Here is a 24,698-nt window from a genome sequence, read left to right on the forward strand (position 1 = left end):
GGGGGCAGCGCCCCCGGCAACGGCGCCTCACCCGGCCAACAACATCCGCACCAACGGCACCACCGCGTCCGCCCGCACCAGATCCAGCTCCGGGGCGAAGCCCTCACCAGCCCCACCACCCACCCCCACACCGGCACCGGCAGCGCCCGGACCGGCGGGGCCACGCCGAACCAGCTCGCCCAGCATCCGCTTCACCCCCGGCTCATACGCCCCGAAGGTCCTCCGCAGCAACGGCAGCACGTCGGTGAACGCCCCCTCCGGCACCCCCACCAGCCACGTGTCGATCAGCCCCAGCAGCCGCTCGTCGTGGACGAGCAGCGTGCCCCCGCCCGAGCTCCCGCGCGCGAAGCCCTCGATCCAGCCCGCCGCGTCGGCCGGGGCGGCCGCCGGGGACAGTGCGAGTCCCATCAGACGGGCCGTCTCCTCGGCCGGCAGCCGGCCCTCGTCGAGCAGCAGCCTGGCCGCCCGGCCGCGGATCACGCCCGGCACGGTGTCCCGGCCCGCCAGCGTCCGCAGCACCGCGGACCAGCGCTCCGCCAGCCCCTGCGCCGTGTCGGCCAGCAGCCCGACCGCCCCGTGCACGCCGTCCACGTGGCCCCGCAGCTCCGCCGCCGCGTCGGCGTCCAGGCCGGCGGCACAGGCCGATGGCAGCGCCACGCATATGCGCTCGGCGAGCCCGGCCGCCACCGTGCCGAGGGCCGTCGCGTCGGTGCCCCGTACGTCCCCGTACCTCAGCGAGCGGGCCAGGGCCGGCAGGGCCTTGGCGAGCCGCGCCACATCGGTGTCGAGCGCGGCGCGGTCCGCGAGTGCCCGCAGTACGGCGGGCAGCGCCTCCGAGAGCCCGGCCAGCAGGCACCGCTCGGCCAGCGCCGTCACCTCGCCCAGCTCGTCGGCGCCCGCCGCGTCCGCCTCGGCCTTGGCGGTGGCGGCCGCCAGGACGGTGGTGCCCCATATCCCGGCCTCGGCGATCCGCACGGACAGCTCCGGCTCCCACCGGAGCCGCCAGGTCTCCCGGAAGGTTCCGGTGCTGCCCCGCGAGGCGGTCGCTCTGCCCCACTCGATGCCGAGCAGGCACAGCCGGTGCAGGAGCAGCGATTTCGCCGCGTCGGTGTCCTTGCGCAGGTCGAGCTCCAGCTCGCGCTCGTGCGCCTCGGCCTTGAGCCGCAGCGAGCGCTGCTGGCGGGTCAGGTCGCGCTGGAGGGGCACGACGGGCGCGCCGTCCGGGACTTCGCCGAGCACGTCGCCGACCACCAGGCGGTCCTCGATGAGCGCGAGCGGTATGTCGGAGCCGTCGCACATCACTGCCCGGACCGCCTCCAGGGTCTCCGTCAGACCGGGCAGCGGCCGGCCCCGCATCGCGGCCAGGGTCTGCGCCAGCCGCACCGCCTCGATGACGTGCGCCGAGGAGACCTGCCGGTCCTCCTCGCGCAGCAGCCCGGCGACCTTGGTCAGCCATCGCTCCACGGGCCGGTCCCGCGCCGAGAAGAGGTGGGCGTACCAGCCGGGCGAGGTGATCCCCGCGCCGTACCCGCCGGCCCGGGCGAGCCGGCGGTGGGTCCAGGGCACCCAGGTGGTCGCCACCTTGACCTTCGGCAGTCCGCTGAGCAGCGCCTTGTCGGCGGCCACGGTGGTCTTGGCGCGCAGGGCCGGGACGTGCCAGGCGCCGCACACCACGGCGTACGTGTCTGCGAACTCCCGGCGGGCGGCCCGCATCCGCTGGCGCATGTACGCCTCGCGCACGAGGTCGCGGTGGTGCCCGCCGTCGCCGTAGGCCTCGCGCAGGGCGCCCATGGCCTCCCCGAGCGCCTCGAACGCCCCGAGCGCGTCGGCCTCCTTGGCGCCGCGGTGTTCGACCGCGTCCTCCCACCACCGCTCAGGGTCGTCGTACCCGGCGGTCTCGGCCAGCACCGCGAGCGGGTCGACCCTGACGGCGTCGGGCTCGGCCCGGTCCGCGTCCCCCTGGACGGCCAGCGTGTGCGCGGCCGGGAGGTCCATGAACCGCACGGGGACGCCGGCCTCCTGGGCCCAGCGGATGGCGACCCACTCCGGGGAGAACTCGGCCAGCGGCCAGAAGGCGGCCCGGCCGGGGTCGTCCGCGGCGTGCGCGAGCAGCGCCACGGGCGGTCGCATCCCGGGGTCGGCGGCCAGGGCGAGCAGCTCGTCCCCCTCGGGCGGCCCCTCGATCAGCACGGCCGCCGGGCGGGCCGCGTCCAGGGCGGCGCGCACCGTGCGCGCCGAGCCGGGCCCGTGGTGCCGTACGCCCAGCAGCAGCGGGCCCTGCCGGCTGCGGCTCATACCGTCACCTCCCGGCAGGCCCGGTAGAAGTCCTTCCAGCCGTCGCGCTCGCGGACCACGGCCTCCAGGTACTCCTGCCAGACGACCTTGTCGGCCGCCGGGTCGCGGACCACGGCGCCGAGGATGCCGGCGGCCATGTCGGAGGGGCGCAGTACGCCGTCCCCGAAGTGGGCGGCCAGGGCCAGGCCGTTGGTGACGACGGAGATGGCCTCGGCGGTGGACAGGGTGCCGCTGGGCGACTTCACCTTCGTACGGCCGTCGCCCGTGACGCCGTCGCGCAGCTCGCGGAAGACGGTGACGACGCGGCGGATCTCCTCCAGGCCCTCGGGCACGGCCGGCAGGTCGAGGGCGCGGCCCATCTGGTCGACGCGGCGGGCGACGATGTCGACCTCGGCGTCGGCGGTGGCGGGCAGGGGCAGCACCACGGTGTTGAAGCGGCGGCGCAGCGCGCTGGAGAGCTCGTTGACCCCGCGGTCACGGTCGTTGGCGGTGGCGATGAGGTTGAAGCCCCGCACGGCCTGCACCTCTTCGCCGAGCTCCGGTATCGGGAGGGTCTTTTCGGACAGGACGGTGATGAGGGTGTCCTGGACGTCGGCGGGGATGCGGGTGAGCTCTTCCACGCGGGCGGTCATGCCGTCGGCCATGGCCCGCATCACGGGGCTGGGGACGAGGGCGTCGCGGCTGGGGCCGTGGGCCAGGAGCCGGGCGTAGTTCCATCCGTACCGGATGGCCTCTTCGGGAGTGCCCGCGGTGCCCTGGACGAGGAGGGTGGAGTCGCCGCTGACGGCGGCGGCGAGGTGTTCGGACACCCAGGTCTTGGCCGTGCCGGGGACGCCGAGCAGGAGCAGGGCGCGGTCGGTGGCCAGAGTCGTGACGGCCACTTCGACGATGCGGCGGGGGCCCACGTACTTCGGGGTGATCACCGTGCCGTCGTCGAGCGTGCCGCCGAGCAGGTAGGTGGCGACGGCCCACGGCGAGAGCTTCCAGCGGGCCGGGCGGGGCCGGTCGTCGGCGGCCGCCAGGGCTTTCAGTTCGTGTGCGAAGGCGTCTTCGGCGTGCGGGCGCAGCGCCTGGGCTCCGGTGCTGTTCTCGGGCATGGTCATGGTCCCCCTCCAGTGCTCGGCAGCCACTCGGTGACTGCTCGGTCAACGGTGCACCACGGCACTGACAACGGCCCCTGCTCATAGCGTCGTTGCAGGTCAGAGCGATTGTCAGTGGGGGTCTCTACGGTGGAACACATGACTGAGCAGGGGGTCCGCTGGACGGCGGAACAGGTACTGTCTCTGGCTCCTGACGATGCCTCACGCAAGGCGGGAGGCAGACTCGGCGGGGCGGGGACATGGTCACAGACCGGAGGTTCCGCTTCCGGATCTGTATGGGGGTTGTGCAAGGGCAGCGGCAGCACGCCGTACCGGACGGTCGTCGACCTGGCGGGGCCGGCGTACAAGTGCTCCTGCCCGAGCCGGAAGTTCCCGTGCAAGCACGCGCTGGGACTGCTGCTGCTCTGGTCCACCGAGGGGGTCGGCGAGCCGGTCGAGGCGCCGGACTGGGCCGCACAGTGGCTGACGGAGCGTGCGGCGAAGGCCGCCCGCCCGGCCGCCGGCACGGGCAGAGCGGTGGACGCGGAGGGGGCGCGCAAGCGGGCCGAGCGGCGGGCGGCGCGCATCGGCGCGGGCGTCACGGAGCTGGAGCAGCGGCTGGCCGATCTGCTGCGCGGCGGCCTCGCGGGCCAGGAGCAGACGGGATACGCGGCGTGGGAGGAGACCGCGGCCCGGATGGTCGACGCGCAGGCGCCCGGACTGGCCGGACGGGTCAGGGAGTTGGGGACGATACCCAGTTGCGGCCCCGGCTGGCCCGCCCGGATGCTGGAGGAGGCGGCGCTGCTGCACCTGCTGGACCGGGCCTGGCTCGGGGTGGCCGGGCTGCCCGAACAGCTGGCGGCGACGGTGCGCAGCCGGGTGGGACTGCCGGCCTCCGGGGAGGGGGAGGCCGTACGGGACCGCTGGCTGGTGCTGTCGCAGCACGACTCGGTGTCACCGGACGGCCGGCTCACCACCCGCCGGATATGGCTGCGCGGGCAGGTGGGCGAACGGCCGGCTTTGTTGCTGGACTTCGGGCCGCCCGGGCGGCCACCGGGTCTGGCGCTGCCGGTGGGGCTGGAGCTGGAGGCGGAGATCCGCTTCCGGCCCGGGTCGGCGGGGCTGCGGGCGGACCTCGGGGAGAGGGGCGCGGCGGCCGTGCCGTGCACGGGGGTTCCAGCCGGGGTGAGCACGGGGGCCGCCCTGGAGGCGTACGGGGCGGCGCTGCGGGCCGACCCGTGGCTGGAGTCCTGGCCGGTGGTGCTCGGCCCGGTGATCCCGATACCGGGAGAGCTCGGCTGGCAGCTGGCGGACGCGGAGGGCACCTGTGCCCTGCCGGTACCCCTCACGGGGACCGGCAGCCGCTCCCGCACGGGCCTGTGGCAGCTGGCCGCGTTGTCGGGCGGGGGCCCGGTCACGGTGTTCGGCGAGTGCGGCCACCGCGGCTTCACCCCGCTGACGGCGTGGCAGCCGGAGGTGCCCGAGCCGGTCGCCCTGTCCTGACCCAGGGCTGAACGACCACACACGCAGGGGGCCTGGGGGGCCTTGTGCCGCCTGTGAGGGCGGCGGGGAGGGGACGGGTGGGGCGCGGGGGCGCCGTGCGCGGAACGACGAGGAAGCGGCGGCGCGGGGGCGCCGTCGTAGAGGTGACGAGAAGCCGGGGGGCTTGCATGAACGACAACCACGCCAGTTAGCGCAGTCGGACGGGTCCGACAGCTCCGGTCCCGTGGAGGGGGCGGGACCGGAGCACCGCGGGACGACGAGGGACGAGCGACGAGCCACGAGGGACGAGGGAGGGGCCCGATGACCAAGGTTGACGAGGGGTACGGGGAGTGGGAGGAACTGGTCGGCGCCGCGCTGCTGGGCACCGACCGGCGCCGGGGCGCGGGCCCCGCCGGCTCTCCGGAGGCGCTGCTGGACGCTGCGGCCGTGCATGCCGTACGGCGCCGGGCGGGCCTGAGACCCGCCGCGGCGGGCCCCCGCCCGGAGCCCGCGCCCAGGGACCCGCGCCCGGCGCCACCGGAGGCGGCCCGCCGCCGGCTCGCCCAGCTGCTGGCCGGACGGACCGGCGCCGCGGGCAGGGGCGGGCGGCGGGGGGCCGCCCCTGATCTCACGGAGCTGCTGCCCCAGTGGCTGGCCGCGGCCGGACGGTACGGGTACCGCGCGCCGGCCGCGCTGGTACCGGCCCTGCTGGACGCGGCCCGGGCCCGGACGGATCTGCGGCCCCAGGCTCTGGCCCTGGCCGGCACGCGGGGGCTGTGGCTGGCGCGACTGAATCCGGACTGGCGGTTCGCCCTGCGCGGCGGGGCGGGCGGCGGCGGGGGGATGCCGGACGTCACCGACCGGGCGGCGGTGGAACGGCTGTGGCAGGAGGGGCTCTTCGCGGAGCGGGTGGTCTTGCTGGGCGCCATACGAGCCCACGACGCGACGGCCGCGCTCGAGCTGATGGCGACGACCTGGACCGCCGAACGGGCCGAGGACCGGCTGATGTTCCTCGATTCGCTGAGGGTGGGGCTGTCCCACGCGGACGAGCCCTTCCTGGAGGCGGCGCTGGACGACCGCAGCCGCAATGTCCGCGCGACGGCCGCCGAACTTCTGTCGGCGCTGCCCCGGTCGGCGCTGGCGGGACGGATGGCGGAGCGCGCGCTGGCTTGCGTGGGCCCCGAAGGGGTGACTCCGCCGGCGGAGTGCGATGCGGGAATGCTGCGCGACGGCGTGGTCAGGCAACCGCCCGCCGGACGTGGCGAACGGGCCTGGTGGCTGGGCCAGTTGGTGGAGGCGGCGCCGCTGTCGTGCTGGCCGGAGCGGTTCGGGGGGCTCGGGCCGGAGGAGATAGTGGCGCTGCCGGTGGCCGTGGGCGAGGGCTGGACGGAGGAGCTGCATGCGGCCTGGTGCCGGGCCGCGGTCCGCCAGCGCGACCCGGAGTGGTCGCGGGCCCTGCTCGGCCCGGCGACCGCGCCGCCCGCGGCCGCGCCGGGCACGGCGTCGCTGGCGGAGCGGGCCAAGCTGCTGGAGACCCTGCCGGATGCGGAGCGGGCGCAGTGGGTGGCGCAGTTCGTCCGCGCCCATGGGCTGTCGGAGGCGTTCCAGCTGCTCGGAGTCTGCGTGGTGCCGTGGGCGGGGGCCCTGGGGCGGGCGGTGGTGGACGCGCTCGACATAGCCCGGGAAGCGGGTAGCTACCCGTGGAGCTTCAGCGGGGTGATGGGTCTGGCGGAGCGCTGCCTCGACCCTGCGGAGGCGGGGCGGCTGGAGGCGCTGACGGCCACCGCGGAGGAGCCGCCGGACGCGGTGCCGGGCGCTGCCGCGTACTGGGCCGAGGCCTTCCAGCGGCTGGTCGCCACGCTGCGGCTGCGCGAAGCCATGCTGGCAGAGCTGGCTCCGTCCGCCTGATCCCCTCGCGGGGGGGCAGGCCGGGCGGGCGGCTGCGGCACAGGCCGAGCCCGTCCGCCTGATCCCCTCGCGGGGGGGCAGGCCGGGCGGGCGGCTGCGGCACAGGCCGAGCCCGTCCGCCTGATCCCCTCGCGAGGGGGGACAGGCCGGGCGGGCGGCTGCGGCGCAGGGATCTGGGGCCTTGGGCCCGGTCGCAGCCCGGCCCCGGCCCGGGGCCGATCGTCGCCCGCGGGCGGGATGGGGCTACTGGCGGACGTTCGCGCGGACCCAGTCCACGATCGACGTCGTCGTCGCGCCCGGGGTGAAGATCGCGGCCACGCCCTTCTCCTTGAGAGGGGCGATGTCGTCCTCCGGGATGATGCCGCCGCCGAAGACCTGGATGTCCTCCGCGTCGCGCTCCTTGAGGAGTTCCAGGACGCGCGCGAACAGCGTGTTGTGGGCGCCGGAGAGGATCGAGAGGCCGATCGCGTCGGCGTCCTCCTGGATCGCGGTGTCCACGATCTGCTCGGGGGTCTGGTGGAGGCCGGTGTAGATGACCTCCATACCCGCGTCCCGCAGCGCCCGCGCGATCACCTTGGCCCCGCGGTCGTGGCCGTCGAGACCCGGCTTGGCCACCACCACACGGATCGGACCGGTCACACCCATCGCACTGCCTCCCGAGTGAACGAACGTTAAGTACAGCATCGCGCACGCCGCCGTTTCGCGGTCAACCACGAGGGGGAAATCACACGTGGGACGGCATTGCGCCACCGTGCCGACAGCCGCACGGCACGGTGGCGCGACGGCCGCGGGTCCCGTGAGGCTCAGGGGAGGCCGTCGATGGGGCTGTCCATATCCATCTCCACGCCCTGGTCCGGCGCCGCGCTGCGGGCCGGCGCGCTCGAGGTGGTGGTGCTCGGCGGGCACCTCCTCCTCTATCCCACCGGAGTGTGCCAGGAGAAGGTCGCCGCCGGCCCCTCCACCACCGACCCGACCGCCGCCGCCGCGACGGGGCCGCCCGTCCTCCTCCTGCACGGCTTCACCGACAACCGGTCCGTCTTCGTCCTGTTGCGCCGCGCCCTCGGGGCGGACGGCCGGCGGCACGTGGAGGCGTACAACTACTCCCCCTTCACCCTCGACCTGCGCCTCACCGCCCGCCATCTCGCCCGGCGCGTCGAGGAACTGTGCGAACGCACCGGACAGGAGAGGGTGGACCTGGTCGGACACAGCTTGGGCGGCCTCGTCGGCCGGTACTACGTCCAGCGCCTCGGCGGCGACGCCCGCGTCCGCACCCTCGTCACGCTCGGCACCCCGCACTCCGGCACCCGCGTCGCCCCTTTCATGGACGCGCACCCGCTCGTACGGCAGATGCGCCCGGACTCCGAGGTGCTGGCCGAGTTGGCGGCGCCCGCCCCCGGCTGCGCCACCCGATGCGTCGCGTTCTGGAGCGAGTTCGACGCGCTGATGACCCCGGTCGCTGCCGCGCGCATCGAACACCCGGATCTGTGCGTGGAGAACGTGCAGGTCACCGGCATCGGCCACCTTGCGCTGCCCGCGCACCCCACGGTGATCGCAGCGGTACGGCGCGTCCTCGACGGGGCCGGTCCGGCCCTGGTCGCGCCCTCCGACACCGCGTCGGTCGCCTAGCCGACCCGCGACCGCCAGTCGAACTAATTTCGAACTCAAGGCCAAGGCTGCGTCTTCCAGCGACCGAAAGGCGGCCGAATGCCCGGTTCCGGCGATGCCGGAGCAAGTCGAAGATTGTCGTTGCGAGTAACCGCCGGGTACAGTCACGCCACTGCTCTCCTCCGGTGAACCCAGAGTTCCCGGCCACCCAGGCCCCACTGCCGAGGCGAAAGAGAAGTTGGTGAACGACCGCCCCTTGTCGGGCCAGTACCCGGAGCCCGGGTACGACGGCCTTTCCACCACCACTTTCTCTGGTGACTCGCCCTACGTTTCCTATGAAACGCAGGGTCAAGGGGTCAACTACGCCGCCTACGGTTCTTACGAAACCGGCGCGTACGACGCCACCGCCTGGACCTCGCAGGACGGTTACTTGTCCACGATCCCGGCCCAGGGCGTCCCCGAGGACACCACCGGTCAGTGGGACACGAGCTCCTGGAACACGCCGAGCGCGGACCATTCCGGTTACACCGAATACCAGCCGGCTTCCTTCGGCTACGACACCTCCGCCGAGCAGACCGGTCACTGGGCGATGCCGGGTTACGGCACCACCGGCACCGAGACCGGCGCGTACGACGCCACCACCTGGAACACCGTCACGCAGACGCCGCCCCAGGACCAGGCGCAGGCGCAGGCCCAGCCCGAGGCCGGATACTCCTACGAGTACCAGCCCGCGCAGCAGGAGTACGCCTACGAGGCGACCTCCGTCGGCTACGCCTACGAGGCCCCGGCCGTCGTCATCGACGCGAACGACGCTTACAACGAGGCCGACGCGTACACCGAGGCCGCCACGTACAGCGAGACCGCCGTGTTCGAGGTGCTCTCCGACGACACGCCCGAAGCACCCGAGCCGCACCAGGACCACGGCGGCCACGGGGTCCACGACCTTCCCACCCAGGCCATGCCCGTGACGTCCGCTCCGCGCTCCGCGCGCCGGACCGCCGCCAAGGGCGCCAGCAAAACCGCGGCCAAATCCGGTGCCAAGGCGGGCGGCAGCAGCCGTCGCCGCACCCCGGCGAAGCGTTCCGCCCTGCTGACCGTGGCCGTGCCCTCCGCCTGCGTGATGGGTGTCGCGGGTGTGGCGGCCGCCTCCGTCGGTGGACTGACCGGCGCGGAGAAGTCCTCCGAGGACACCACCACGATGGCCGCCCCCGACCCGGCCTCGGTGAAGCCGGTCGCGGCGAACACCAAGCTCGACACCCAACTGGTCGCGCTCAGCGCCGACGCGGGGGACTTCGCCGACCGCGCCAGCCGCACGCAGGAACGAATCGACCTGCACCAGCGCCAGGAAGAGGAAAAGAAGAAGAAGGCGGAGGAGGCCGCGGCCAAGGAGGCCGCCCGCCCCAAGTTCGCCCTTCCCGTCGCGCAGCAGGGTCTCAGCGCCAGCTTCGGTCAGGCCGGCGGCATGTGGATGTCCGTGCACACGGGCATCGACTTCCCGGTCACCTACGGCACCCCGGTCATGGCCGCCACCGACGGCACCGTGCGCACGCAGTACAACAGCGCCTACGGCAACATGGCGATAGTGACCGCCCCCGACGGCACCGAGACCTGGTACTGCCACCTCAGCAGCACCAAGATCCGTAGCGGCAAGGTCAAGGCGGGCGACGTCATCGCCTACTCGGGCAACTCCGGCAACTCCACCGGCCCGCACCTGCACTTCGAGGTCCGGCCCGGCGGCGGGTCCGCGATCGACCCGCTGTCGTGGCTCCGCAGCCACGGCCTGGACCCGACGTAACCGAGCCGAGGAGCGGCCGGCCGGGACCTCGCCCGGCCACACCCGCCACCCCGGCCACCTACGCCCCGCCTCCCGCTACAGCTTCTGCACCGGCGCGTAACGCAACAGCAGTCGCTTGGGCTTGTCGTCCCCGAAGTCGATGGTGGCCTGCGCCTCCGCGCCCGCCCCGTTGACCTCCATGACGGTGCCCAGCCCGAACTGGTCGTGCGTGACCCGGTCCCCGACCACCAGGGAGACCACCGGCTTGTCGGTGGCTCGCCGCGTCGCGAATCCGGACGGGCCCGACCTCGTGCGCGACGAGGACAGGAACGCCTCCGGCGAGGTGCCGAACGAGGTCTTGCCCGACCCCGAAGACCCGTACCCGTACCCGGAACCCGAGCCCGAGCCGCTGCGCATCGGCCCCGCGGGCTTCTGGGTCGCCCCCGTGCGCTTCCACTGGAGGTACTCCGCCGGAATCTCCTCCAGGAACCGCGACGGCGGGTTGTACGAGGGGGTCCCCCAGGCACTGCGCATGCCGGAACGGGTCAGGTACAGCCGCTCGCGCGCCCGCGTGATGCCGACGTACGCGAGACGGCGCTCCTCCTCCAGCTCCTTGGTCTGGCCCAGCGCCCGCATGTGCGGGAAGACCCCGTCCTCCATGCCGGTCAGGAAGACCACCGGGAACTCCAGGCCCTTGGCGGTGTGCAGGGTCATGAGCGTGATGACGCCGGTGCCCTCGGTGTCCTCGTCCGGGATCTGGTCGGAGTCGGCGACGAGCGCGACCTGCTCCAGGAACTCGGCCAGGGTGCCGGGCCCGGGGGCCGGGGTGCCGTTCTCGGCCGCCTCGGCGGCCGCGGCCTCCCGCGCCTGCTCGAACTCCAGCGCCACCGCCGCGAGCTCCTGCAGGTTCTCGATGCGCGTCTCGTCCTGCGGGTCGGTCGAAGCCTGCAGTTCGGCGAGGTAGCCCGTGCGCTCCAGCACCGCCTCCAGCACCACCGCCGGGCCGGCGCCCGATTCGGCGATCGTGCGCAGCTCCTCCATCAGCACGTTGAAGCGCTTCACCGCGTTCGTGGAGCGCGCGGCCATGCCGAAGGCCTCGTCCACCCGCCGCAGCGCCTGCGGGAAAGTGATCTTCTCGCGCATCGCGAGGGCGTCGATCATCGCCTCGGCCCGCTCGCCGATACCGCGCTTGGGCACGTTCAGGATGCGGCGCAGCGGGACGTTGTCCTCGGGGTTCGCCAGGACGCGCAGGTACGCGAGGACGTCGCGGACCTCCTTGCGCTCGTAGAAGCGGACGCCGCCGACGACCTTGTAGGGCAGGCCGACGCGGATGAAGATCTCCTCGAACACGCGCGACTGGGCGTTGGTGCGGTAGAAGATCGCGACATCGCCCGCCTTGGCGTCCCCGGCGTCCGTCAGCCGGTCGATCTCGTCGGCGACGAACTGCGCCTCGTCGTGCTCGGTGTCCGCGACGTACCCGGTGATGACCGCGCCCGTGCCGGCCTGGGTCCACAGGTTCTTGGCGCGGCGGTTCTCGTTGCGTTCGATGACGGCGTTGGCCGCGGACAGGATCGTCTGCGTGGAGCGGTAGTTCTGCTCCAGGAGGATCGTGGTCGCGTCCTTGTAGTCCTCTTCGAACTGGAGGATGTTGCGGATGGTCGCGCCGCGGAAGGCGTAGATGGACTGGTCGGCGTCGCCCACCACGCACAGCTCGGCCGGCGGCAGGTCCGGGTAGCCGGTGCCCACCAGCTCGCGCACGAGCGTGTACTGCGCGTGGTTGGTGTCCTGGTACTCGTCGACGAGGACGTGCCGGAACCGGCGCCGGTAGTGCTCGGCGACCTCCGGGAAGGCCTGGAGCAGGTGGACGGTGGTCATGATGATGTCGTCGAAGTCGAGGGCGTTGGCCTCGCGCAGCCGCCCCTGGTACATCGCGTACGCCTGGGCGAGCGTCTTCTCGAAACCGTCCACGGCCTGGTCGGCGAAGGCTTCCTCGTCGATCAGCTCGTTCTTCAGGTTGGAGATCTTGGCGTTGAAGGACTTCGGCGGGAACTTCTTCGGGTCGAGGTCCAGGTCGCGGCAGACGAGCGCCATCAGGCGCTTGGAGTCGGCGGCGTCGTAGATCGAGAACGAGGAGGTGAAGCCGAGCCGCTTGGACTCGCGGCGCAGGATGCGCACGCACGCACTGTGGAAGGTGGAGACCCACATGGCGGCGGCGCGCGGGCCGACCAGGTTCTCGACGCGCTCCCTCATCTCACCGGCGGCCTTGTTGGTGAAGGTGATCGCCAGGATCTGGCCGGGGTGGACGTTGCGCGCGGCCAGCAGGTGGCCGATGCGGTGGGTCAGCACCCGGGTCTTGCCGGAGCCGGCGCCGGCGACGATGAGCAGCGGGGAGCCCGCGTGCACCACGGCCGCGCGTTGCTGCTCGTTGAGCCCGTCCAGGAGCGCCGCGGGGTCGATGACGGGCCGCGGGGCGCCGTTCCGGTAGTACGCGTCCCCGGTCATGGGCACGTCGAAGTGACCCCCGAAGAGATCGTCCGCGCCCGCTTCCGGGGCGGGGTGATCCTCGGGCGGCGGCGGGACCTCGTCGGAGGGGGTGAGGTCCGCCAGGAAACTGTCGTCAAAGAGGCTGCTCATCGCATTACGAGTCTAGGGTGCGGGACCGACAGCCGGCTGCGCCCCCGGAAAATCCCCCTGCCCGGAGGGCTTCCCCAGCACGATCTCCAGCAGGCCGGGGAAGGATCGTTCCAGGTCATCGCGGCGCAGGGCGAGGGAGAGCTTGCGGCCCTCGGGGCGCTGGCAGATCACGCCGCTCTCGCGCAGCGTCCTGAGGTGGTGCGTGACGCTCGACCGGGGCAGGTCGGGTACGACCTCGGCGCAGCAGGCCTCCTCGCCGGAGGCGAGCTTGCGGACGATCTCCAGTCGGACCGGGTGTCCGAGCGCCGCGAGGACCTCGACCAGCTCGATCCGGTCGGCGGCGGGGTGGGGGAGCTCAGCAGCGGCGGCCATGGACCCACTGTACGCAGATCTCGTACGGTGAGCGGTGAGCGGTGAGCGCTTCCCTTCCGCGCCTGATCCAGGCGATCCCGGCCGATCGGGCCGCCCGGGCCGCCCCGTACGCTCGACCGCATGGACGTACTGATCAATGTCTTCATCGGCCTGCACATCATCGGGATCGCCTCGCTGCTCGGCGGCTTCCTGACCCAGATGAAGGCGATGAGCGCCGGCACCGCCCGCTTCACGCCCGCGATGCTGCACGGCGCGCTCACCATGCTCGTGACGGGCGTCCTGCTCGTCGGCTTCCGGGAGATGGACGGCGGCAGCGTCAACAACGTCAAGATCGGCGTGAAGCTCGCCGTGCTGTTCGTGATCCTCGCCCTCGTCTACGTCAAGCGCGACGAGGAGAAGGTGGAGAAGGCGCTGTTCGGCGCGGTCGGCGGACTGACCATGATCAATATTTTTATCGCCGTCCTCTGGCGCTGACGGACACCTATCCGCCACATCCGATCAGTTCAGGTCTTCTCGACACCGACCCGTAACTCAGGTTTAGCGTCCTCCCCCAAGACCCAGCGTCAGCGACAGGGAAGGACGTGAGGCCCTCGTGGCCAGTCATCGAAAGCCCAGGCAGCGCCCGCTCTCCGGCGGCTCGGTACGCACGACCGCCGCCACCCTCGCCCTCGCGGGCGCTGCCACCGCCACCGCCTTCGAAGGCACCTCCCAGGCCGACCCCCAACCGACGCCCTCCCAGGTCACGTCGGAGGTCGACCGGCTCTACGAGGAGGCCGAAGCGGCGACCGAGCGGTACAACGGGGCGAAGGAGCAGGCCGACGAGGCCGAGCGCGCGCTGACCGGCCTGCGTGAGGAGACCGCCCGCAGGACCGAGCAGCTCAACACCGCCCGCAGCGCGCTCGGGACCCTTGCCGCCTCCCAGTACCGCAGCGGGTCCCTGGGCACGGCCGTGCAGCTCGCGATGGCGCCCGACCCGCAGGAGTACCTCTCCCAGGCCTCCTTCGTCGCCCGCGCCGGGGACCGCAACGCCGCCGGGATCACCACCGTGCGCCGCCGCCTCGACGAGGTCGGGAAGCTTCGCGAGCAGGCCGCCGGACACCTCGCCGCCCTCCGCTCCCGCCAGGAGGAACTCGCCCGGCACAAGTCGGTGATCGAGGACAAGCTCGACCGGGCCAAGAGCCTGCTGGCCAAGCTCACCGCCGAGGAGCGGGCCGCCTACGAGGCCCAGGGCCCCGGCGGCTCACCCGCCGCGCCGAAGAGCAGCGCGCCCCCGCCACCGCCCGCCGACGGCTCCCGCGCAGCGAACGCCGTGGCCTTCGCTTACGGCGCGATCGGCAAGCCGTACGTCTGGGGCGCGACGGGCCCGGGGTCCTTCGACTGCTCGGGCCTGACGCAGGCGGCCTGGCGCTCGGCCGGGGTCTCGCTGCCCCGCACCACCTACACCCAGATCAACGCCGGGCGACGCGTGTCCCGCGACCAACTGGCCCCCGGTGACCTGGTGTTCTTCTACTCCGGGGTGACCCACGTGGGCCTCTACGTCGGGAACGGCCAGATGATCCACGCCCCGCGCCCCGGCTCGACGGTCCGGCTCGCGCCGATCGACTCGATGCCGTGGGCGGGCGCCTCCCGCCCCTCGTAGCCCGCGCGGGCCCGTCGGAGTACGACCGCGCCTAGCGCAGGGAAGGCTTGGACGGGTCGTCGACATAGGGGTGACAGGGCTCGAAGACGCTCACCGGGGCGCACACGGCCGGCTCCGGTGGAGGAGGAGGCCGCTGCGTCGCCACCACGTAGGCCAGGAGCCCGATGAGCACCAGGATCGCGACGCGGATCAGGCAGCCCGTCCGGCTCGCTACGGAGGCCACCGACGACCCCCTGACCAGCCGCCGCTTCTCAGTCGTGCCCGTCGCGCCCGTCGCGCCCGTCGTACCCGTCGCGCCCGTCGTACCCGTCGTACCCGTCGCGCCCGTCGTACCCGTCGTACCCGTCGTGCGTGAGGTGACGGCCGATCTCAGCGCGAACCGCCGCCCGGGCTCGACCGTGAAGCCCTCCTCGTCACCGAGGAACCGCCGGTAGACGGCGAGCGCGGTCGCGCGGCAGGCGTCCAGGTCGGCCGGATCGGGTGCGGCGACCTGGCCCTCCTCGCAGACGAATCCGTACATCAGCTGGAGCGGGCGGCCGAACTCGTCCCGGGGTGCCTCGTCGACGTCGGCCTCCGTGACCTGCTGCGTCGTGTGCACCACCGTCAGGCGGCGTCCGGACCTCGTGACCACGGGCACGACCTGCACCTGCTCCGGGACCGTGCCCGGCTTCACAGAGTCGTCGAGCACTCCGTAATCGCCGTCGTCGAGGAGGAAGTCGGGGGCGAGCAGCGTCCGGTAGCCGCGGTAGCGTCCACGGGCGACGAGGAACGGCCAGGCGGACCGGCCGTGTGCGGGGCCGTCCATGTCAGGACAGCCTGGAGTGCGGCAACTGGTCTTCCAGAACCGCGACTTTCCGGCGCATGTCCTCGATGACCCGGCGCCGCGCGTCGCGGAACTGCTGGTGGTCCCGCTCGGCCTGACTCAGGTCCTCGTCGAGACGCTCCTGCGGCTGGCCGCGCCCGCCCATGGAGTCGAGGAGCATGCTCATCACGGCGTTCCCCGTCAGTACGGCGGCCGAAGGACCGAACGCGGCGACCATGGCCCGGCCGGCGGTACGGCCGGCGAACGTGACCAGGGAGCTGACCGCCTCCAGCGGTGTCATCTGGTTGCGCCGGTGCACCTCGGCGTGGAAGGCCCTGCGGGCGTCCTCGTCGAGCCGGTTCTCCACCTGGTCGAACAGGTCGGGAACGACGGCCGACAGCGGGACGTCCACACGGGTGGGATGTACTTGCCGCTCGGGCACTTTGACGACCCTCCCGGTGGAGTCGACGGTCGCGAATCCCGGACCCACCGCGCTGACGGGGATGAGGCGGACGACGCGGGACGCGCCGTGGATCTTCACCAGCGACCGGAAGTGGTCGTTCGAGGTCAGCAGGTCCTGGACGAGTTCCAGGCGGACCCTCTCGTCGGGGTGCAGATCGGCGAGGAGGTCCCACTTGGTGATGACGAAGCTGACGGGACATTCCGCCTCGATCAGGAGCGGCACCAGGGCGTTGAGGGTCTGTTCGAGACGGACCTGCCCCTGGGGGGCGCCGTCCAGGTGCTGGCGGATGTGGTTGCCGTCGATGATTCCGATCAGCGCGTCGGCGCGCCGGATGTCAGCGAACAGCTCCTCCTGCACGGTCGAGCCGGGGGCCTGCGGCTCGGTCAGCAGTTCCCCCGCGTACTCCAGGTATTTCAGATGGAACATGGGCCGGGGTTTGACCCCCGTGGCGATCTGGGCCTTCACCGTGAACGTGAAGTGCCGCATCTCCCCCTTCGCCGTTCCCGGTGGCCAGCCGGCTTCCCCGGTCGTGTCCGCCATCTGGCTGAACCACTGGTTGAGGTGCAGCACGTCATCCGGTGCGGCCTTGAGGAAATAGCTCTGACCCGCCGGGGACTTGAGCCGGTGGTACATGCTCGCCAGCAGCAGCGTCTTGCCCGAGCCCTGCAGTCCGAGCGCCACGACCTGGAACGTCGGAGGGGCCTCTTCCAGTTCGAACCCGGGGCGGTTCCCGTTCTGCCTCTCCGCCACGCGTTTGCGCCACGACACGAACACGATGAGGAGCAGGAGCAGAACGACGAACGTGGTGACCAGCATGGCTCTCCGTCCTGGCGGCCGGAGATCACGGCCACCGCATGAACGGGAAGTGGGACCGTCGGGCGCTCGTGGACGAGCCGGGGCGGAGCTAGGGGGCTTGGGGGAAGGGAGAGGGGCAGGGACAGCGCCCGAAGGCCTCATGATCCCGATGCTTCACGTCCCCAAGGGGCACCGCTCTCCCTTCCATCCTCCCCGACCGGGCCCACCCCGGCCAGTCGGGCAGGGGCCCCGCCACGGCGCCCCGCTGAAGCCACCGCTCGGGGCCGGCCCTACGGGGCCTTGACCTGCTGGCTCAGCCAGCCGAAGGTCTGCGGCAGCTGCTTCGACCACGATTCGAGGTTGTGGCCGCCGACCACCTTCTCCGCGTGCACCGTCGTCGGCGCCTTCGCCAGCCCCTTGAGGTCCATGCCCGACAGGTAGCCGTCCTGCTCGGCCCCCGACATCCACAGCGCGACCGCCGGCGGCTTGGGCGCGGCCTGGAGCACGGCCTTCAAGTTGTGCGTACGGCGCAGCTCCGGGTCCTTGGCGACCAGCGACGAGGGCTCCTGGCCCGGGTCGTTGTAGCCGGACAGGGAGACGGCGGCGCTGTAGCGGTCGGGGTGGGCGATCGCCAGCTTGGCGGCGCAGTAGGCGCCGGCCGAGTAGCCGGCCACACCCCACGTGCGGGCCTCCTCCGACGCCCGGAAGTTGTCGACGACCATCTTGCGGACGTCGACGCTGAACCAGCTGTCCGCGTTGACCTTGCCGGGGATGTTGGCGCAGCCGGTGTCGGCGTTGCCGAGCAGCATGGCGCGCGGGGAGACCAGGATGAACGGCTGCACCTTGCCGCTCTTCATCAGCGGCTCCAGCACCTCGTGCGCCTTGAGCCCCTGGAACCAGGACTTGCCCGTCCCGGGGATGCCGGGGATGAGCTCGACCACCGGGAACTTCTTGTCCTTGAACGCCGGGTCGTCGTACTGCGGCGGCAGCCACACCATGACGTCGCCCTTGACCCCGGAGATCTTGCCGTCGAGCTCGGTCTTGCGGACCCGGCCGCCGAGGCCCTCCACCTGCTCGAACTTCTGGAGCACCTTCGGGGCCTCCGCGACCTTCTTCCCGCCGAGCCCGTCCGGGCCGAGGTCGGGTGCGGCGGTCACGTACGTGCCGGTGCCGAGCAGGTCCCCCCAGGAGGCGTAGAAGTGCTCGGCCCTGTTGAGGGCGACGAAGACGACCGCGATGGCGGTGACCTGGGCGAACACCACCATCAGCGCGCGCACGGCAGTGCGTACGACGGCAGGGCCGCGCACCTTGCTCCACACGGCCAGCGGCAGGACGACGGCGAGCGCGGTGAGCGCGATCGCCGTCACGAAGAAGGGTGTCCCCGTCAAGCTCATCACGCCACCCAAGAGGGCGGCGCGCCACGGACCGGTTGCCCGGCCGCCCTGCGGTGTGGATCACACCGCAGGCGGCTCCCCCGCCCGCCCGGGGTTCACACCAGCCGGGCTCACACCAGTCGGCGGGCCGTCGCCCAGCGGGTCAGCTCGTGGCGGTTGGACAGCTGGAGCTTCCTGAGGACCGCCGAGACGTGCGATTCGACCGTCTTCACGGAGATGAACAGCTGCTTGGCGATCTCCTTGTACGCGTAGCCGCGCGCGATCAGCCGCAGCACCTCGCGTTCGCGCTGCGTGAGGCGGTCCAGGTCCTCGTCCACCGGCGGCGCGTCCGTCGAGGCGAACGCGTCGAGCACGAAGCCCGCCAGCCGCGGCGAGAACACCGCGTCCCCGTCCTGCACGCGGAAGACCGAGTCCACGAGGTCCGCACCGGTGATGGTCTTGGTGACGTAGCCGCGGGCGCCGCCCCGGATCACCCCGATGACGTCCTCGGCCGCGTCCGACACCGACAGGGCCAGGAACCGCACCGGGTGCTCGCCCGTCATCAGGGGGGCGCAGCGCCGCAGCACCTCGACGCCGCCGCCGCCGGGCAGGTGCACGTCGAGCAGGACCACCTCGGGCCGGGTCGCGGTGATGACGGTGACGGCCTGGTCGACGTCGGCCGCCTCTCCGACGACCTCGACGCCGGTCCGCTCGGTCTCGCCGATCTCGGCCTGGACTCCCGTGCGGAACATCCGGTGGTCGTCGACGAGCACCACCCGAACGCGCCTGCTCTCCGCCACTGCGTTCTCCTCGGTCATGCTGCGTTCGCCGCCCTCTCCATCTCCAGCTCGACTTCCGTGCCGCCGTCGGGCGCGGACCGCAGCCGGGCGGTCCCGCCGTTGCGCTGCATCCGGCCGATGATCGATTCTCGTACGCCCATGCGGTCCTCGGGTACCGCGTCGATGTCGAAGCCCGGTCCGCGGTCCCGTACGGACACGAACACCGTCTGCCCCTCCACCTCCGCGAACACCTGCACGGGCCCGCCGTCGCCACCGTACTTGGCGGCGTTGACCATCGCCTCGCGCGCGGCCTGGACCTGCGCCGCCAGCCGCTCGTCGAGCGGGCAGTCGCCGACGACCACGACCTCGATGGGGACGCCGTGGTGGTCCTCCACCTCGGCGGCGGTCTTCTTCACCGCCTCCGCGAGGGTGGCCGGTTCCTCGGCCTCGTCCTTGCCGGTGCCCTCGGGCTTGTAGAGCCAGTTCCGCAGCTCGCGTTCCTGGGCCCGCGCGAGGCGCCGCACCTCTCCCGCGTCCTCCGCGTTGCGCTGGATCAGGGTGAGGGTGTGCAGCACCGAGTCGTGGACGTGGGCGGCGACCTCGGCGCGCTCCTGGGCGCGGATGCGCATGAGGCGTTCCTCGGACAGGTCCTGGGTCATGCGGATCAGCCAGGGCCCGGCGAGCAGGGCCACGCCGACGAGGACGGCGAGGGTGGCGGTGAGGACGTTGCCCAGCTGGGCGGCGGAGCCCCGTACGACGATGAACACGGTCAGGCCCACGCCGACCAGGGCCACACCGGCGAGGGCCCGGGCGGCCTGGAAGAGGCGTCCGTGCCGCGCGGCCGCCGAGCTCCAGTGGGCGCGCCGGGCGTTGTCGGCCTGCCGCCATACGAGGACCACCCCGGCCCCGACCAGCAGCGTCGGCCATACGTACCGCCCGGACGCGCCGCCGAGCTGGACCTGGGAGACGAAGATGCCGGTGCCCGCGCAGAGGGCGATCAGCGCGGTGATCTGCCCGCGGTCGGGTGTGCGCAGCCGGCGGCTGCCGTCGGGGAGGGTCTCGAAGAAGGAGCGGTTCGCGGTACGGCCGCCGACCCCCAGCGGTACGAACACCCAGAACGCGGCGTACAGAAGCACGCCCAGCCCGTCGCCCCACAGGAACAGGCCGAGGAAGGCGAGCCGGACCCAGATCACGGGCAGCCCGAGGTGCCCGGCGAGCCCGCGCGCGACCCCGCCGAGCATCCGGCCGTCGGCGCTGCGGTAGAGCTTGCGCTGCGGCAGTTCGTCGGCGTCGGGTGCCTGGGGGGTACGGGGGGCGGCGGCTACGGGCATGTCACCAAGGGTCACACGCGTGCGGGCGGCCGGTCATCAGGGCAGCCCCCCAGTTCTGCCGGGGGGATATCAGGGTTGTGCCAGGGTTGGGCCGGATGCCGCGGGCCGCCGGCGCCCGTCACCATGGACCCATGACCGAAGTACACGACGCCCCGCCGGCCGGCTCCCGGGCCGCCGCGCCGGCCGAGCGCCCGCCCCTGCGCCGCAGCAAGCGCGACAAGGTCCTCGCGGGCGTGTGCGGGGGCCTGGGCCGGTACTTCGACCTGGACCCGGTGATCTTCCGGATCGTCCTCGGTGTCCTCGCGGTCACCGGCGGCGTCGGTCTGATCTTCTACGGCTTCGCGTGGCTGCTGCTCCCCCAGGACGGCGAGGAGGACAGCGAGGCCAAGAAGATGCTGACCGGGCGCATCGAGGGCGCCACGCTGGCGGCGGTGTTCGCCGCCCTGGTGGGCTGCGCGCTGTTCCTGTCGATGCTGGACAACGGCGGGCTGGCGGTCTTCTCGGTCCTGGCCGCCCTGGCGCTGGGCGGGGCGGCCTACTGGTCGCAGCGGCACCGGCACACGTATCGGCCCGAGGCGAAGAAGCCCGCCCCGGGCAAGGCCGCGCACTCGCCCGCCCCGCCGGAGACGCAGGCGCCGCCCACGCCCGGTGGCCCGTCCTGGTGGCGCGATCCGCTGGTCAAGGACGGCACCACCGGCCCGGTCGGTTCGACGGGCTACCTGTGGGGTCCCGACGACGCGGTGTCGGAGCTGCCCGGCGCCGTCCCGCGAGCGGCCGCCGGGCCGGCCGCCGTCCCCGCCGTCGCCCGCGCCCGCGGCGGCATCGGCGGGCGGATCTTCGTACTGGCCGTGCTGGCGGGGATCGTCTCCACCGCCTCCGTGTGGGAGGGCAGCGCCCTCAGCCACGCCCTGCAGATCGGGCTCGCCTCCGCGCTGGCCGTGTTCGGCCTCGGCCTGGCGGTCAGCTCGGTCAAGGGCCGCACCGGCTTCGGCACGGTCCTGCTGGCCCTGGTCACCGCCGGACTGCTGGCGGGCGCGGCGGCGCTGCCCCGCGAGATCGGCACCGACTGGCAGGAGGTCCGCTGGCGGCCGGCCGCGGTGGCCGACGTACAGCCCGTGTACGAGGCGGGCACCGGTCTCGCCACGCTGGACCTGAGCCGCCTGGACGTGCCCAAGGGCACCACGGTGACGGTCCGAGCCTCCCTCGACGCGGGACGGCTCAAGGTGGTCGTGCCGCGGGAGGTCACGGCCCGGGCCGACATCACCATCCGCCGGCTGGGCGACGTCCAGCTGCCCGGGGACCGGGCGGACCGGATCGAGAACGTCCGGGAGCACCACCGGCAGGCGACCCTGCCGCCCACCGCCGGCACCGAGGCCGGCGGCACGATCGAGCTGCACCTGGACACGGGTGTGGGACAGGTGGAGGTGGCCCGTGCCGCGTCATGAGTTCCAGCCCGGCCGGTTCCTCGCGGGGACCGTGCTCCTGACGGCGGGCGTGCTGTACCTGCTCGACGCGGCCGGCGAGGCCGACGTGCCGTGGTTCCTCGTCGTCCCGATGGCCGTGGGCGGCCTCTGCCTCGCCACCCTGGTCGGGGTGGTGACCTACGCCGTGCGCAGGGACCGGCGCGATCGGATCAGCGCGTCCAGCGACAGGTAGGGCGCGCCGGCGAGGATCAGCGGGATCCAGGCCATCAGGTAGATCAGGTCGTTGCCGTAGTAGTACGGGGTCACCGCCCACGACACCGTGAGCCACAGGCTGAGCGAGATCAGCGCGCCGCCGGCCGCCGCGACGCGGGTCAGCAGTCCGGCCAGGACCCCGAGCCCGACCAGGAGCTCCGCGATGGCCAGGGTGACGGCGAAGCCGACGGGGGAGTTCAGCGCCAGGTCCACCAGAGCGGGGACCGCGGAGCTGTCGCGCACCCCGCGCATCAGCTCGCCGATGGAGCCCTCGCCGGTGTCAGAGAGGAACGCGGAGTCGGTGAGCTTGTCCAGGCCCGCGTACACGAAGGTCACGCCGAGGAAGATCCGCAGGGGCAGCAATGCGTGCCGGGCGGCCAGCTCACGCGGCCCCGCCACGTCGCGAGGGGCGTCGGTGTCAGGAACATCGGTTCGGGTCACGCGTCATGTGTACCCCGATCACTCGGCCACGTCGATGCTGCAGCGGTTGGATTCCACTCCTGCGGCGGTGACCACCTGGACCTCGATGCGCCCCGGTTCCACTTCCGCCGGGACCGGCACGGTCAGTACGGCGTCCGAGGGGTTGGTGAACCCGCCCGCCACCGGAACCAGCGGCACGTGCACGTGGACCGCCCCGATCCGTACCACCAGACGGGCCAGCATCTCCGGCGTCTGCGCCCCGGGCGGCACGAAGCCCACGCCCCGGATCTCGATGTCGTCCCCGGGTCGGACGGCCGCGTCCAGGTCCCCGGGCTCCCGTCTGCGCACCACCGACAGCACCAGCGGACGACTGCCCTCCGCGTACTTCGCCGCCAGGTACACGGCGGCCGACAGGGCCACCAGCAGCGCCAGCGCCCACGGCAGGTGCGGCAGCCGCTGCGGGAAGCGGGCCAGCGAGAGCGCCGCGTAGGCCAGCACCACCGTCGAGACGAGCACGTACTGCGCGTCCGGGAAGCTCCCGCGCCCCGCGTCGTCCGTCAGTAGGTCCGCCCCGCGCGGCCGGTCGGCCGGCAGCTTCTGCAGCCGCTGGCCCATGATCCGTACGGAGACCACCCGGCGCACCAGCACCGCCACCGCCGAGGTCAGCCCGACCACGGCGAGCAGCGGCAGCGCCCGCTCCAGGGCGAAGCCCGCGTACAGCGCCTGCCGCTCGGGGCCGGGCGACGACGCGGCCAGCCGCAGGGCGGGCAGCAGCGTGGCGAACGCCGTCAGCACCACCCAGGCGCTGGGCACCGCCTTGGACGTGGACAGCCGGTTGTCCTCCCCGACCAGCGGGGCCAGCAGCCCGCCGCGCACCGACTGGGCGCGGGCCGCGACCGTGAGCAGCCCCGCCAGCGCGAGGGCCGCCAGCAGCCCGGCGGTGCGCGCCGCGGACCAGCCGGTGCCGAGGGCGGCGGCGACCTGGACCAGCAGCAGGATCCCCGCGGCGATCCACACGGCGAGGACGGCCCGCCGCGAGAACAGGTACAGCCAGGAGTTCCCCGCCTCCCGGCCCCGGTCGGCGACGGTGCGGGCCGACAGGGTCAGCTCGTCGGAGACCCACTGGCGGGAGGCGCCGAGCGAGTGGGCCACGGCGGCCGGCACCCCCTGCCCGGCGGCGAACTCGTCACGCTTCTCCAGGAACGCGGCGACCGCGCGCCGGTGCCCCTCGCGTGAGCATTCGTCGCAGGCGCAGGCCGCGGTATGGGTGCCTCGGGACATCTCTTGGACAGCCACGACGTGCCGCCTCTCTGAACTACGGTGCGATGCCAGCGAATTGTGCACCACTGCGGCAGTGCTCCGGATTGCGCACGATGTCAGAGCAGGTGATTAACGGTTCATGATGTTGACGCCACCGGCGTGTCACCGCTCTGGCGCAGGGGCTGGTAGCTCACCCAGGCGGCCAGATCGGACCCGAACCGCTCCCGCGTGGCCACCGCGGCGCGGTGGTCGACGGGCACGGGCTTCCCGGCCGCCCGGGCGATCAGCTGCACCTGAGCCGCCCGCTCCGCCGCGATGAACCACCACGTGGCCGCGTCCACCGAGTCCCCGACCGTCAGCAGCCCGCGGTTGCGCAGGATCAGCGCCTTGTACGGGCCCAGCGCGTGCGCGATCCGGGTGGCGTCGGCGGCCCCGTCCCCGGTGAACTCGTCGAGCAGCGCGTGGTCCTCGTAGAAGGCGCAGGCCTCCTCGGTGACCGGGGCCAGCAGCTCGCCGAGGGCCGCGAGGGCGCGTCCGTACGGGGCCTGCGCGCGGACCACGGCCACCGCGTCGGGGCGCGCCCGCAGGACCGCGGCGTGCACGGCGAAGGCCAGCTCGTTGACCCGGCGCCCGCCCCGCACCACCCGGCCGTCCCCGTCGACCAGCAGCAGATCCTCGGCGGTGAGGGTGGCGAAGGCCCGCCCGAAGGGGTTCACCCAGGAGCAGTCCCGGAACTCGGGGTCCCGCGCGGTGATCTGCCCGGCCACCCCGTCCTCGTACCCCAGCCGTCCCAGCAGGCGCAGCGCCCCGGCGAGCCGTTCCTTGAGGTGGGCGCGGGCCGCCTCGACGCTTTCGTGCACCGGCGGCATCTCGAAGCCGAGCCGCTCCACGGGCACGGGCACGGGCTGGTCCGGCGGCACGGGCTGATCCGGCACGGGCTGATCCGGCATGCGGCGGCTCCTTCGACGGCTCGGCTCGCGGCGCAAGGTACCGGCGCACCCGCGAAGTGGC

General features: G+C 73.1%; 21 protein-coding genes. 8 read left to right on the forward strand and 13 right to left on the reverse strand.

The features are described from left to right. Positions 1-27: 27 nt before the first annotated feature. Together AC07DU_RS04950 and AC07DU_RS04955 are read right to left on the reverse strand one after the other, a co-directional pair. The gene (locus AC07DU_RS04950; protein ID WP_479109639.1) at positions 28-2,295 is read right to left on the reverse strand and encodes a DUF5682 family protein; all 2,268 of its coding nucleotides are present in this window, start codon (positions 2,293-2,295) and stop codon (positions 28-30) included. After that, positions 2,292-3,398 (reverse strand): ATP-binding protein, encoded by a 1,107-nt coding sequence (locus AC07DU_RS04955; protein ID WP_360897285.1) that lies wholly within the window; start codon positions 3,396-3,398, stop codon positions 2,292-2,294. Before AC07DU_RS04955 ends, AC07DU_RS04950 begins: the two co-directional genes overlap by 4 nt. Positions 3,399-3,533: 135 nt before the next feature. On the opposite strand from AC07DU_RS04955, the gene AC07DU_RS04960 reads away from it, so the two are divergent. Further along, positions 3,534-4,877: an SWIM zinc finger family protein gene (locus tag AC07DU_RS04960; protein ID WP_479109641.1), complete on the forward strand. Its 1,344-nt coding sequence runs from the start codon at positions 3,534-3,536 to the stop codon at positions 4,875-4,877. Between the two features lie 300 nt (positions 4,878-5,177). Then, positions 5,178-6,764 (forward strand): DUF5691 domain-containing protein, encoded by a 1,587-nt coding sequence (locus AC07DU_RS04965; protein WP_479109643.1) that lies wholly within the window; start codon positions 5,178-5,180, stop codon positions 6,762-6,764. 243 nt (positions 6,765-7,007) lie between these two features. Here AC07DU_RS04965 and AC07DU_RS04970 read toward each other — a convergent pair whose 3' ends face one another. Next, complete coding sequence (locus tag AC07DU_RS04970) at positions 7,008-7,409, reverse strand: coenzyme B12-dependent isobutyryl CoA mutase small subunit (protein WP_366865821.1); 402 nt, start codon at positions 7,407-7,409, stop codon at positions 7,008-7,010. Positions 7,410-7,583: 174 nt separating this feature from the next. On the opposite strand from AC07DU_RS04970, the gene AC07DU_RS04975 reads away from it, so the two are divergent. After that, positions 7,584-8,390: an esterase/lipase family protein gene (locus tag AC07DU_RS04975; protein WP_479109645.1), complete on the forward strand. Its 807-nt coding sequence runs from the start codon at positions 7,584-7,586 to the stop codon at positions 8,388-8,390. 220 nt (positions 8,391-8,610) lie between these two features. Beyond that, complete coding sequence (locus AC07DU_RS04980; protein WP_479109647.1) at positions 8,611-10,164, forward strand: M23 family metallopeptidase; 1,554 nt, start codon at positions 8,611-8,613, stop codon at positions 10,162-10,164. 75 nt (positions 10,165-10,239) lie between these two features. Here the strand turns inward: AC07DU_RS04980 and pcrA are convergent, their stop codons facing one another. After that, a complete protein-coding gene (gene pcrA, locus AC07DU_RS04985; RefSeq protein ID WP_360891165.1) occupies positions 10,240-12,777 on the reverse strand; it encodes a DNA helicase PcrA in 2,538 nt (845 codons plus the stop codon). 12 nt (positions 12,778-12,789) lie between these two features. After that, positions 12,790-13,149: an ArsR/SmtB family transcription factor gene (locus AC07DU_RS04990; protein WP_479109649.1), complete on the reverse strand. Its 360-nt coding sequence runs from the start codon at positions 13,147-13,149 to the stop codon at positions 12,790-12,792. A 120-nt stretch (positions 13,150-13,269) separates the two neighbouring features. On the opposite strand from AC07DU_RS04990, the gene AC07DU_RS04995 reads away from it, so the two are divergent. Together AC07DU_RS04995 and AC07DU_RS05000 are read left to right on the forward strand one after the other, a co-directional pair. Further along, positions 13,270-13,623 (forward strand): hypothetical protein, encoded by a 354-nt coding sequence (locus AC07DU_RS04995; RefSeq protein WP_360891160.1) that lies wholly within the window; start codon positions 13,270-13,272, stop codon positions 13,621-13,623. A 118-nt stretch (positions 13,624-13,741) separates the two neighbouring features. After that, the gene (locus AC07DU_RS05000; RefSeq protein ID WP_479109651.1) at positions 13,742-14,788 is read left to right on the forward strand and encodes a C40 family peptidase; all 1,047 of its coding nucleotides are present in this window, start codon (positions 13,742-13,744) and stop codon (positions 14,786-14,788) included. Positions 14,789-14,819: 31 nt separating this feature from the next. Here AC07DU_RS05000 and AC07DU_RS05005 read toward each other — a convergent pair whose 3' ends face one another. The 5 genes from AC07DU_RS05005 to AC07DU_RS05025 all read right to left on the reverse strand — a co-directional run bounded on the left by AC07DU_RS05005 (position 14,820) and on the right by AC07DU_RS05025 (position 20,331). After that, positions 14,820-15,593 (reverse strand): hypothetical protein, encoded by a 774-nt coding sequence (locus tag AC07DU_RS05005; protein ID WP_479109653.1) that lies wholly within the window; start codon positions 15,591-15,593, stop codon positions 14,820-14,822. A gap of 1 nt (position 15,594) precedes the next feature. Beyond that, complete coding sequence (locus AC07DU_RS05010; RefSeq protein ID WP_479109655.1) at positions 15,595-16,869, reverse strand: hypothetical protein; 1,275 nt, start codon at positions 16,867-16,869, stop codon at positions 15,595-15,597. Between the two features lie 269 nt (positions 16,870-17,138). Next, positions 17,139-18,242, reverse strand: coding sequence for an alpha/beta hydrolase (locus AC07DU_RS05015; protein ID WP_479026413.1), 1,104 nt, complete (start codon positions 18,240-18,242; stop codon positions 17,139-17,141). A 110-nt stretch (positions 18,243-18,352) separates the two neighbouring features. Next, complete coding sequence (locus AC07DU_RS05020) at positions 18,353-19,021, reverse strand: LuxR C-terminal-related transcriptional regulator (protein WP_453374513.1); 669 nt, start codon at positions 19,019-19,021, stop codon at positions 18,353-18,355. Between the two features lie 14 nt (positions 19,022-19,035). Continuing rightward, positions 19,036-20,331, reverse strand: a complete 1,296-nt coding sequence (locus tag AC07DU_RS05025) for an ATP-binding protein (protein ID WP_453374512.1) — start codon at positions 20,329-20,331, stop codon at positions 19,036-19,038. Positions 20,332-20,462: 131 nt separating this feature from the next. Here AC07DU_RS05025 and AC07DU_RS05030 point away from each other — a divergent pair, with 131 nt between their 5' ends. Beyond that, positions 20,463-21,776 (forward strand): PspC domain-containing protein, encoded by a 1,314-nt coding sequence (locus AC07DU_RS05030; RefSeq protein ID WP_479109658.1) that lies wholly within the window; start codon positions 20,463-20,465, stop codon positions 21,774-21,776. Then, on the forward strand, positions 21,763-21,987 hold the full coding sequence (locus tag AC07DU_RS05035) for a hypothetical protein (protein WP_361944909.1): 225 nt from the start codon (positions 21,763-21,765) through the stop codon (positions 21,985-21,987). Before AC07DU_RS05030 ends, AC07DU_RS05035 begins: the two co-directional genes overlap by 14 nt. Here AC07DU_RS05035 and AC07DU_RS05040 read toward each other — a convergent pair. The 3 genes from AC07DU_RS05040 to AC07DU_RS05050 all read right to left on the reverse strand — a co-directional run bounded on the left by AC07DU_RS05040 (position 21,933) and on the right by AC07DU_RS05050 (position 24,637). Further along, positions 21,933-22,448 carry a DoxX family protein gene (locus tag AC07DU_RS05040; RefSeq protein WP_360891133.1) on the reverse strand — a complete coding sequence of 172 codons (516 nt, stop codon included), beginning with the start codon at positions 22,446-22,448 and terminating at the stop codon, positions 21,933-21,935. The two genes, AC07DU_RS05035 and AC07DU_RS05040, sit on opposite strands and share 55 nt — an antisense overlap. An 18-nt stretch (positions 22,449-22,466) precedes the next feature. Further along, complete coding sequence (locus tag AC07DU_RS05045) at positions 22,467-23,723, reverse strand: hypothetical protein (protein WP_479026404.1); 1,257 nt, start codon at positions 23,721-23,723, stop codon at positions 22,467-22,469. Positions 23,724-23,824: 101 nt separating this feature from the next. Then, positions 23,825-24,637 carry a class II aldolase/adducin family protein gene (locus AC07DU_RS05050; protein WP_479109660.1) on the reverse strand — a complete coding sequence of 271 codons (813 nt, stop codon included), beginning with the start codon at positions 24,635-24,637 and terminating at the stop codon, positions 23,825-23,827. Between the last annotated feature and the right edge of the window lie 61 nt (positions 24,638-24,698).

The organism is Streptomyces sp. NPDC045695 (assembly GCF_056432025.1).